Source organism: uncultured Aliivibrio sp., assembly GCF_946479765.1.
GTDB lineage: Bacteria > Pseudomonadota > Gammaproteobacteria > Enterobacterales > Vibrionaceae > Aliivibrio.
Window position 1 is genome coordinate 1 of sequence record NZ_CAMLHO010000085.1, and the last position, 7,331, is coordinate 7,331.

Sequence of the window (7,331 nt, forward strand, 5' to 3'; positions counted from 1 at the left end):
TATTTGAGTGAAGAGAAACGGAAAGAGAATAGAAAGATGAATAGATAAAAGAAAGTGTATCAAAGTGCTTCAAACCCTTGTGTTTATGGGAAATGACACTATCTTATAAGTATATCTATTAAGCGTGATAGTAACGTTTGGTACCTACTCAAAAAATAAAATCAATGAGTAGAATTAATTATTAATCGGAGAAATAATAAATGAAGCGTATTGCGCTGTTTTTAGCAACAAACTTAGCTGTGATGATCGTATTCAGTATTGTTCTGAATATTGTTTATGCGGTTACGGGGATTCAACAAGGTAGCCTTTCTGGTTTACTTGTTATGGCTGTATTGTTTGGTTTTGGTGGTTCGTTAGTTTCTCTAATGATGTCAAAATCAATGGCATTACGTTCAGTGGGTGGTGAGGTTATTGAACAACCTCGTAATGAAACTGAACATTGGTTAATGCAGACGGTAGCTCGTCAAGCGCAGCAAGTTGGTATCGGTATGCCAACGGTTGCAATTTACGACTCGCCTGATATGAATGCTTTTGCTACAGGTGCAAAGCGTGATGATTCGTTAGTTGCTGTATCAACTGGGTTACTTCATAACATGACACGTGATGAAGCTGAAGCGGTTCTTGCTCATGAAGTGAGTCACATTGCGAATGGCGATATGATAACAATGACGTTAATGCAAGGTGTCGTGAATACCTTCGTTATTTTCTTATCACGTATGATTGCAAATGCAGTCAGTGGTTTCACGTCAAACGATGAGGAAGGTGAGGGCGAAGGCGGTAGTTTCATGACGTATTTCATCGTTTCTACTATTCTTGAAATTGCGTTTGGTTTCTTAGCAAGCTTCTTGACTATGTGGTTTAGCCGCCATCGTGAATTCTATGCTGATGCAGGTGCTGCACAACTTGTTGGTAAAGAGAAGATGATTGCTGCTCTAGAGCGATTACGTACAGGTCAAGAGTCTCAGTTAGAAGGTTCAATGATGGCCTTTGGTATCAATGGTAAGCATACATTAATGGAATTACTAATGAGCCATCCACCACTAGATAAGCGCATTAACGCGCTACGCCAAATGTAATTCAATATATTGATAAAAAATTAAAACAAACCCGAGGTGATTCTCGGGTTTTTTGTACATGGAGATCACATAAATCTTTTACCGAGGCTGATAACAAGTTATAGTCTGCCCCTAACTTAAATTAAGATATTTGGGAACTACCTTGACTAATAACGACGTTCTACGACGCATTCGCTATACTTTTGATTTCGATGATACAAAAATGATCGCACTATTTGCCGCTGCTGATTTAAAAGTAACTCGTGAAGAAGTATGTAACTGGTTAAAATCAGACGAAGATAAAGATTACAAAAGCTGTCAAGATGTTCAATTAGCAACGTTTCTAAATGGTTTCATCAATGATCGACGTGGTAAGCGTGAAGGCGAACAACCAACGCCTGAGCAAAAACTAACGAACAACATCATTCTTAAAAAATTACAGATTGCTTTGAATTTAAAAGCGGATGAAGTATTAGACTTAATGAAGTTAGTTAACTTCCGTCTAAGTAAGCATGAATTGAGTGCATTCTTCCGTAAAGCCGATCACAAACACTACCGTATTTGTAAAGATCAAGTTTTACGTAATTTCTTACAAGGCGTTCAATTTGATTTACGTGGTGAAGTAACAGAAGAAGAAGAAAACGAAAGCGAATAATCGTTTTTTCTTTTCTGCATAATAAAAAAACCACGATTTCATTTACTGAATTGTGGTTTTTTTATGCGTGTATTTTTAGTATTGTTTATATATTAGAAACTCCACTGCATACTCATCACAATGATACCGGGCAGAATAAAACCAGCTTCAACACCAAAGTAATCAGTTAAATTATACTGCGCCGCATGGTAAATATAAGGGGCGAAAGCTATCCCTACTTTTTCTTTTGCGGTTTTATATATCCCGCCGTCACCACAGTTTTCAAAGGCATCAAAAAAGAACTCTCCCGCATAAGAATACATACCTTTTATGACTAATTTGTCATTCACACGATACCAGTCTTTTCTTACTCCAATAAGCATACAGCGATTCGCTTGGCTATTGAGAAAAGTACCTAACATAAAGCTGTAGTCTGAATCTTCAGAAAACTTACGTTCAACAGAAAAGTATTGATTACCAAAATATTGATGCGAATCTGGGTCATAAGGGACTAAATGATAAAGGAATGAACCAGTGTTTACAGAGTAAAGGGATAATTCACTAGATTCCTCCTCTGCACTGATTTCAAAAGGAAGCAATGAAATAAAAAATAAAAAAGATAAAAAATAAGGCTTCATAACACAAAAGATGTAAAAAAAATGTAGATGTATTATAAATGTTTTATGTCCGAATAAAAAGAGATAGCATGATGAGCTCTCTCTTTTTATTGATTTTAATAGTAAATATAGAACTAACTGTTTTTTTTGTAAGCGCATTGTTACTTTGTATGAATGGTTCATATTGAATTTCAGGAAGTATGAGATCGGTCACTACTTTGAACTAATGTTACCTATTGCTAATGACAATTCTCTTGATAAAAAAATAGTAACGTATACCATTCGTGCAAATTATTCTTACTTTTTGCGAGTCAGTCCATGTATTTAAAGAAGACCTTATTAGCAGCAGCAATTGCAACAAATGCTTTTGTTACATTTTCAGCGCTTGCTGCTCAACAAGTTGATTTGTTGATCACTGATGCAACACTACTAACAATGAATGAATCTAAGCAAACATTTGAAAATGGTGTTGTTGCAATTAAAGGCAATAAAATTGTTGCTGTTGGTGATCAAAGTATCGCAAAAGATTACACCGCTAAAATAGTATTAGACGTAGATGGTGATATCGTTTTACCCGGTTTAATAAATACGCATACGCATGCATCTATGACTGTTTTTCGTTCATTAGGTGATGATGTTCCTGACCGTTTGCACCGTTATATTTTCCCTTTAGAGAAAAAGCTAGTGTCACGCGATATGGTTCGCATCGGAGCTAACTTAGGTAATGTAGAGATGGTGAAGGGTGGGGTGACCACTTATGCCGATATGTATTACTTTGAAGATGAAGTCGCTAAAACTGTAGATAAAATTGGTATGCGTGCCATCTTAGGTGAAAGTGTGATTAAATTCCCTGTTGCTGATGCAGCAAATGCAGATGAGGGTATTCAGTACGCATTAAACTTTATTGAAGAATATAAAGACCACCCTCGCATTACACCTGCATTTGCTCCTCATGCCCCATATACAAATACAACTGAGACGCTACAAAAAATTGCTAAGCTGTCTTTAGAGCTAGACGTTCCAGTAATGATTCACTTAGCTGAATCTCATCGTGAAGAAGAAGTCATTGCTGAGCGTGCTAATGGAATGTCGCCAGTAGAATACATGCATAGCATTGGTGCGCTTAATAAAAACCTTATTGGTGCGCATATGATCCTTGTTGATGATAAAGACATTGAACTAGTAAAAGAGTCAGACATGGGTGTTGCTCATAATATGAGTGCAAACATCAAATCAGCAAAAGGGGTATCTCCTGCGCTTAAAATGTACGACGAAGGTGTTCGTATTGGTTTAGGAACGGATGGTCCAATGTCGGGTAATACATTAAGTATTATTGATGAATTTAACCAAGTTGCAAAAGTTCACAAATTAGTGAATAAAGACCGTGCGGCTATGCCTCCAATCAAGGTGATTGATATGGCAACGATGGGTGCGGCAAGAGCGCTTCATATGGAAGATAAAATCGGTTCTATTGAAGTTGGTAAACTAGCAGATATCATTGTTGTTGATACTAAAGCACCTAATATGATGCCAGTATATAACCCATATTCAGCCTTAGTTTATTCTGCAAATTCAGGTAATGTTCGTCATACTATTGTTGATGGCAATATCTTAATGAAAGATCGTGAAATGCTAACGGTTGATGAAGAACAGATCAGAAAAGAAGTCATTGAGTTTACTAAAGTAGTACGAAAAACAGTGATTGAAAGCGGTGAAGTTGTTCAATAGTCACTGTCTAGAGAACTCTCTACTAAAGGATTTTCTGGTATTTTTATTGAAATAAGATTATTATTTCGTATATTGTGATGTGATTTGTGTTATTTGATGATATTACCAATATTGATTAACCAATTACATCCAATATACTCCTTGTTTTTATATGAAAACAATGCGGTATATAACTAAATTTATGGAATTTTATTACAAATAAAGCATCCTTTAATTTTAATGTATCGGGTCACTTGAGTGGTGAGTTAAATATATAGAATAAGAATAAGAATAAGAATAAGAATTAACTTATTGTGCATAGTGCAGAATAAGTATTAATAGCAGAAGTAATTTAGGTAAAAATGATAAAAATTAAAAACATATCTATAAATGGATATATAAAAGCATCATGTATACTAACATTTGTTGTCATTAGTATTGTATCCTTTATCAATATTGCATCATTGTTGGCGCTTTTAGTTATCCCATTGTTATTTTTATTGGGAGCTAGTCTTTTAAAAATAAATAAATTAATTAACGAAAAAGTTAATTTTTATGAACAAATAATAGATGCATTTCAACATCCTATCTCTGTAACTGATATGGATATGAAATGGACGTTTGTGAATAAAGCAGCATTAGACCCATTGGGAGTGACAAGAGCTGATGTACTCGGTTCTTTATGCTCAAATTGGGGCGCAAAAATATGTGGAACAAAAGATTGTGGGATAACATGTCTTAGAAAGAATAAGCCTACAACGCATTTTAATCAATGGGATAAAAATTTCAAAGTTGAAACTAAATTTTTAACTGGACTCGATGGCCAAAATATAGGTCATATTGAAATTGTTCAAGATGTTACAGAAAAAGTGATATTGAAAAATATCTATGACGTTATTGAGATGGCGAGCAGCAATTTATCTTCAGGGGCGACTAATTTAAATGAACCTTGTGAATTACTGACTGTTGGTTCAGTTCAGCAAGCGACCTCTATTACTGAAGTGAGTAGTACCCTAAATTGTTTTATAGACGAAGTAGCGAATAATACCGAATTAGTATCAAAGGCGAATAAGTTGTCCTCAAATACGAAAAGTGTCGTACTTCAAGCCTCGAAAGAAATGCAGAACTTAGATGATTCAATGATGGAAATTAATGAATCAAGCAATAAGATAAGTGAAGTGATTAATATCATAGGTGATATAGCATCACAAACGAACTTATTAGCTCTTAATGCTTCTATTGAAGCCGCTCGAGCAGGGGTTCAAGGACGAGGTTTCGCTGTAGTTGCTGATGAAGTTAGACAGCTTGCAGAAAGAAGTAGCCAAGCGGCCAAAGAATCTGCTTTATATATTCAAGAATCCAACGAAAGCATTAAAAAAGGCAATGATATTAGCCAAAAATGCAGAATAGATTTGGCGCAGATAGCTAAACATATCTCTGATGTATCTATAATTATTGAAAATATAGACAAGGCCTCAATACAGCAGCTGGATGGATTAAATCAAGTGAATCAAGTTATGTTTGAAATAGATAGCGTCGTGAATTTAAATGCATCTTCTGCGGAAGAAACCTCCGCGGAGGCAAAAGAATTATCAAAACTAGGCATTATGCTAAGTACTCAGGTCGATAAAATTAAGACGATTGACGGCATATTTGAATAATGGTCTATATTTCTAAATGAAATTAACATTATTTTAATTGAATTTATTTTAATATAAACAGTGATTAAGTAAAATTAGTCACTGTTTTATATTTTTATTCATATTCAGGGTGATGAGTACGTGATAATGGATGTTGATATTATAACGCTGCTTGAGTTCTTTATTCATACTAATGGATAAGTTGTAACTTGATATTCACTTATTGAAGACTAGTATAAAAGTAGAGTAATACTTTTATAAGGGATTCAGATGGGTAAATTTCTTGCGTTATTTTTTGTGTTAATACCTGCTCTTTTTTCTGTACATGCTTCAGAGGTTGATGCTTACATTGAGCAACATGAATCTCAATTATTTTATCCTTCTCAGGTTTTACCTCTTTATCCTAATTCACAGCGTAAATGGTCTTCCCCTCAATCTCGACAGAATCTCGAAAATCAATTGGCATTATTAGTCCTTGCTGATCTTAATAACTCACTTGAACATCGTTATTTTCGTTTACAAAATACAACAGGGTTAGAGTACGATATTTTAGCGACAGATACGCTTATCTACTTGCTTACTTATCAATCTTTCATACAAAAAAAAGGAAAAAGTTGGTTCTTTGGTGGACGGCTTGATGACCATTTGGGTGAACCATCTTCTTTACTTATTTCTTCGATAAGCGAATCGTTTAACAGTGGTCGATTAGATTACTTGTCCCAAACCTTACAGCCTAATTCAAATAAATATGAGGCATTTTATCGACGTTTACTGACGTATCATGATCCTTATAGTAAGCCAGTTGATAAACTATCCTCTTCTAAAATAATTAGGCCGAATCAAGTCATCGCTTATCCCTCGTTAGTTAACCGCCTTCGTATCGCAGGAGAGGTAAATGAGAGGGAGAGTATAGCTCTTCTACAACAGGATAATGGACTTTATAACTCAAACCTTGTTGAGGTAGTTAAGCGCTTTCAGAAACGTCATGGTTTAGATCCTGATGGGATTATAGGTCCAAAAACTAAGTATTGGTTGAATATGTCTGCTAAAGAGCGAGTTCGTATTATGGCGCTTAATATTCAACGATTACGATTGTGGGAAAACAAAAGAGATCGTTATGTATTAGTTAATATTCCTTCCTATGAAATGGGGTATTGGCAAGAAGATAAACTGTTGTTTCATAGCAAAGTGATTGTCGGTAAACCAGCAAGAAAAACACCGTTATTGTCTACTTATCTCGACTCAATAGTGTTTAACCCAAACTGGAAAGTACCCACTAAAATAATGAAAGAAGATATCTTACCGAAAGTATTTAATAATCAAGATTTCTTACTGGCACAGAACTTTGAAATAGTACCTACTTGGTTAAGCAATGAAGTTATCTCAGTGGATGATATAGACTGGGAGGAAACTACAATCGATTCATTTCCTTATAAGTTGAGACAAAAATCAGGCAACAGTAATGCACTTGGGCGTTATAAGTTTAACACCCCAAATAGGAATGCCATTTATTTGCACGATACTCCTTCACGCTCGTTGTTTAAAAAGCAGAGTCGAGCTTATAGTTCAGGGTGCATTCGAGTAGAAAAGGCTTCAGAGTTTGCACAACTGTTAATGAAAGAGTCTCATTTTTCTAAAAAAGAATACCAAAACTATCACCAGTTACCTGAAACGAAAG

At 35.1% G+C, this 7,331-nt stretch carries 6 protein-coding genes; 5 read left to right on the top strand and 1 reads right to left on the bottom strand.

What is annotated here, in order from left to right:
• Positions 1–200 precede the first annotated feature (200 nt).
• The gene (gene htpX / locus Q1K78_RS16600) at positions 201–1,076 is read left to right on the top strand and encodes a protease HtpX (protein ID WP_300181458.1); all 876 of its coding nucleotides are present in this window, start codon (positions 201–203) and stop codon (positions 1,074–1,076) included.
• Positions 1,077–1,218: 142 nt separating this feature from the next.
• Positions 1,219–1,710, top strand: a complete 492-nt coding sequence (locus Q1K78_RS16605) for a DUF1456 family protein (protein WP_300181460.1) — start codon at positions 1,219–1,221, stop codon at positions 1,708–1,710.
• A 92-nt stretch (positions 1,711–1,802) separates the two neighbouring features.
• On the opposite strand, the gene Q1K78_RS16610 is transcribed toward Q1K78_RS16605, so the two are convergent.
• Positions 1,803–2,327, bottom strand: coding sequence for a hypothetical protein (locus tag Q1K78_RS16610; protein ID WP_300181462.1), 525 nt, complete (start codon positions 2,325–2,327; stop codon positions 1,803–1,805).
• Positions 2,328–2,624: 297 nt separating this feature from the next.
• Here Q1K78_RS16610 and Q1K78_RS16615 point away from each other — a divergent pair, with 297 nt between their 5' ends.
• The 3 genes from Q1K78_RS16615 to Q1K78_RS16625 form a co-directional block, all read left to right on the top strand.
• Positions 2,625–4,034, top strand: coding sequence for an amidohydrolase (locus tag Q1K78_RS16615; RefSeq protein WP_300181464.1), 1,410 nt, complete (start codon positions 2,625–2,627; stop codon positions 4,032–4,034).
• Between the two features lie 341 nt (positions 4,035–4,375).
• Positions 4,376–5,674 (top strand): methyl-accepting chemotaxis protein, encoded by a 1,299-nt coding sequence (locus tag Q1K78_RS16620; protein ID WP_300181466.1) that lies wholly within the window; start codon positions 4,376–4,378, stop codon positions 5,672–5,674.
• Between the two features lie 249 nt (positions 5,675–5,923).
• Positions 5,924–7,331 (top strand): L,D-transpeptidase family protein (locus tag Q1K78_RS16625; RefSeq protein ID WP_300181468.1); only part of this gene is annotated, 1,408 nt, incomplete at its 3' end.

Bases quoted from the DNA above. Each gene is read 5' to 3' on its own strand.
- Q1K78_RS16615 (WP_300181464.1), top strand. From the start codon at position 2,625: ATGTATTTAAAGAAGACCTTATTAGCAGCAGCAATTGCAACAAATGCT.
- Q1K78_RS16610 (WP_300181462.1), bottom strand. From the start codon at position 2,327: ATGAAGCCTTATTTTTTATCTTTTTTATTTTTTATTTCATTGCTTCCT.
- Q1K78_RS16620 (WP_300181466.1), top strand. From the start codon at position 4,376: ATGATAAAAATTAAAAACATATCTATAAATGGATATATAAAAGCATCA.
- htpX (WP_300181458.1), top strand. From the start codon at position 201: ATGAAGCGTATTGCGCTGTTTTTAGCAACAAACTTAGCTGTGATGATC.